The organism is Actinosynnema sp. NPDC023658, from assembly GCF_040639995.1.
In the GTDB taxonomy this organism is placed as follows: domain Bacteria; phylum Actinomycetota; class Actinomycetes; order Mycobacteriales; family Pseudonocardiaceae; genus Actinosynnema.
On the sequence record NZ_JBFAAX010000711.1, the window covers coordinates 1 to 2,972 of the forward strand.

Consider the following 2,972-nt stretch of genomic DNA (forward strand, 5'->3'; position numbering starts at 1 on the left):
CCCACGCCAGGCCGAGCAGCTGCCACAGCAGGATCCCGGTCCGCGGGGCACGCCACACCCACCGGGCACGGGCGAGCGGGCCCGCCACCACCACGCACAGCACCAGCGTCACCGCGAGGTGCAGCGCCGCGTTCACCGCTCGTCCAGCGCCTGGCTCAACGCCTCCGCCTCAGGCGCGCTCACCGACTGGGCGAAGTGCGCCAACGCGGTCTCCCGGTCACCGGTCAACGACAGGGCGTCCAGCATGAGCCGGGCGACGTACTGCTCCCGGCTGGCCACCGGCGCGTAGTACCAGGCGCGGCCCTCCCCCGCCTCGCGGCGCACGAACCCCTTCTTGGTCAACCGGTTCAGCACCGTCATGACGGTCGTGTAGGCGAGGTCGCGGTCGGCCAGCGCGCGCACGACCTCCCGGACCGCGACCGGTTCGCCGCGGTCCCACAGCACGTCCATCGCGGCCCGCTCCAGCTCGCCCAGCCGGTTCACCGCCGCACTCCACCAGTCACGTGCCGATCCTACGAGCGCGACAGGCGGGCCGGACGGACGGGCGTGGTCAGGTGCCGCTGATGTTGACCATCCACGAGATGCCGAACCGGTCCTGGCAGGCGCCGAACTCGTCGCCCCACATCTGCTTCTCCAGCGGCACGGTGACGTTGCCGCCGTTGGACAGCTTCTCGAAGTAGCCGCGCAGCTCGTCCGCGTCGTCGCCGCTGAGGCTGACGGTGATGTTGTCGCCGGGGTTGTGCGGCATCCCGGGCGGGGTGTCGGCGCCCATCAGGGTGTAGCCGCTCGCCGTCTCCAGCTGGGCGTGCATGATCTTCTGCGCTTCCGGCGCGTCGGCCGCGCCGTACTCGCCGAAGGTGTTGAGCCGCAGCGTGCCGCCGAACACGGACTCGTAGTACTCCATCGCCTCACGGGCGTTTCCGGCGAAGCTGATGTACGGGTTGAGTCTTGACGCCATCGTGTCCTCCTCGGGGGGAATCGGTGCGAGCGCGCCCATCGTGGCAGGAGGGTCCGACAATCGCAGGGCGGAGCGGACTCCGGTCCGGGACAGGGCCGCCGCGCCTCCCGCGAGGGCTACTGCACGTCGCCGGTGGTGGCCGAGCGGACCCGGCCGGAGGACAGGTCACCGGGCGGGATGCCGGGGTGGTGGCCTGCCCGCGCGCCGGGCGCCGGTGCGGACGGCGCGAGCGAGAGCCGGGAGACGATCCGGTAGCGGTCGCCCCGGTACAGCGAGTGCACGTACTCCACCGGGCGGCCGGTGGTGTCGTTGGTCAACCGCTCGAACAGCAGCGCGGGCGCGAACACCGGCACGCCGAGCAGCTCGGACTCGGCGTCGTTGGTGACGGTGGGCTCGATGGACTGCACCGCGTCGCTGACGTGCACGCCGTGGTCCGCGAGCCGGTCGTAGAAGTTGCCGGACTCCATGTCCTCGACCGTGAGGCCGGGCGCGACGGCGACCGGGACATGCAGGTACTCGATCGCCATCGGGGCGCCGTCGACCAGGCGCAGCCGCGCGACGTAGGTGATCTCGGCGGCCGGTGACACGCGCAGCCTGCGCCCGACCCGCGCGCCGGCCGGGATGCGGGCGTGCTCCAGCACCCGGCTGGTCCACGCGCCGCCCGCCTGCGGCAGGGTCATCGCCCGGTCGTCCGACACCAGCTCCTGGGTGATCTTGGCGGGCGCGACGAACGTGCCGCGGCCGTGCTGGCGGACGAGCAGGCCGGTGTTGACCAGTTCGTCCACCGCCGAGCGCAGCGTCGGCCGGGAGACCTCCAGCTGGCGGCACAGGACGCGCTCGGCCGGGATGGGCGCTCCCGGCGGGTGCGTCTCGATGAGTTCGAGCAGGTAGTCGCGCACCCGTTCGCGTTTGAGGATCGGTTCGGCCATGCCGCCTCGCTTCGTCTTGCCGGTCGCCGGTCAGTATGACAGACCAGTGGTCAGGTCGACCTGGGCGAAGATCGGAAGCGCTCTCACGGCTGTGAACTGGGTGTTGACTGCCAGATTGGTCTATGCCATCTTTCGGGAGGCTCCACCGAGTTTACCAATTGGTCAACTGAGAGGTGAGACGTGCCGAACCGCCCCGTCGCAGTCGTGCTCGCGTCGCTGCTCGCCCTGTCCGCCTGCGGTTCCGGCCCCGACGGGTCGGGCGGGAAGCAGGCCATCACCGTCTGGCTGATGAAGGACTCGGCCACCGACGACTTCGTCAGCCGCTTCGAGGCGGAGTTCGAGCGCGACCACCCCCAGCTCGACCTGGAGGTCCAGGTCCAGGAGTGGAACGGCATCACGCAGAAGGTGACCAGCGCGCTGGCCAGCACCGACCCGCCGGACGTGATCGAGGTCGGCAACACCCAGGTCGCCCAGTACGCGGCCAGCGACGGCGTCACCGACCTGTCGGCCAAGGTCGGTGAGCTGGGCGGTGACGACTGGATCCCCGGCCTGGCCGAACCGGGTGCGGTGGGCGGCAAGCAGTTCGGCATCCCGTTCTACGCGGCCAACCGGGTCGTGATCTACCGCAAGGACCTGTTCGAGGCGGCCGGTGTCACGCCGCCGAAGACACGTGACGAGTGGCTGGCCGCCACGGCGAAGCTGGACCAGGGCGACACCCAGGGCATCTACCTGCCCGGCCAGAACTGGTACGTGCTGTCCGGGTTCGTGTGGGACGAGGGCGGAGACCTTGCCCGGAAGAACCCGGCACAGCAGTCCGGTGACCGGTGGGAGGGGTCGCTCAACACGCCGCAGGCGTTGGCGGGCGCGGACTTCTACCGGCGGCTGCAGGCGCTGGGCGACGGGCCGAAGGACTCCGACGAGGCCAGGCCGCAGCAGACCGACGTGGTCGCGGCCGGTCAGGTGGCGCAGCTCATCGCGGTGCCCGGCGCGGCCAAGCTGATCGCCAAGGCCAACCCCGCGTTGGCGGACGAGCTGGGCTTCTTCCCCATCCCCGGCAAGACCGCGGCCACGCCCGGCGCGGTGTT

General features: G+C 71.2%; 4 protein-coding genes. 1 reads left to right on the forward strand and 3 read right to left on the reverse strand.

Annotated elements, in window-relative coordinates; all coding sequences use genetic code 11:
- Positions 1 to 132: 132 nt before the first annotated feature.
- The 3 genes from AB0G02_RS33605 to AB0G02_RS33615 form a co-directional block, all read right to left on the reverse strand.
- Complete coding sequence (locus tag AB0G02_RS33605; RefSeq protein ID WP_360802412.1) at positions 133 to 483, reverse strand: BlaI/MecI/CopY family transcriptional regulator; 351 nt, start codon at positions 481 to 483, stop codon at positions 133 to 135.
- Between the two features lie 67 nt (positions 484 to 550).
- Complete coding sequence (locus AB0G02_RS33610) at positions 551 to 958, reverse strand: VOC family protein (protein WP_360802415.1); 408 nt, start codon at positions 956 to 958, stop codon at positions 551 to 553.
- Between the two features lie 116 nt (positions 959 to 1,074).
- Complete coding sequence (locus AB0G02_RS33615; protein ID WP_360802418.1) at positions 1,075 to 1,887, reverse strand: GntR family transcriptional regulator; 813 nt, start codon at positions 1,885 to 1,887, stop codon at positions 1,075 to 1,077.
- 180 nt (positions 1,888 to 2,067) lie between these two features.
- Here AB0G02_RS33615 and AB0G02_RS33620 point away from each other — a divergent pair.
- A partial coding sequence (locus tag AB0G02_RS33620) for an extracellular solute-binding protein (protein ID WP_360802421.1) occupies positions 2,068 to 2,972 on the forward strand: 905 nt, incomplete at its 3' end.

What these genes read in the sequence shown, in the direction of transcription:
- AB0G02_RS33615 (WP_360802418.1), bottom strand. Translation starts at nt 1,887, where the DNA reads ATGGCCGAACCGATCCTCAAACGCGAACGGGTGCGCGACTACCTGCTC.
- AB0G02_RS33610 (WP_360802415.1), bottom strand. Translation starts at nt 958, where the DNA reads ATGGCGTCAAGACTCAACCCGTACATCAGCTTCGCCGGAAACGCCCGT.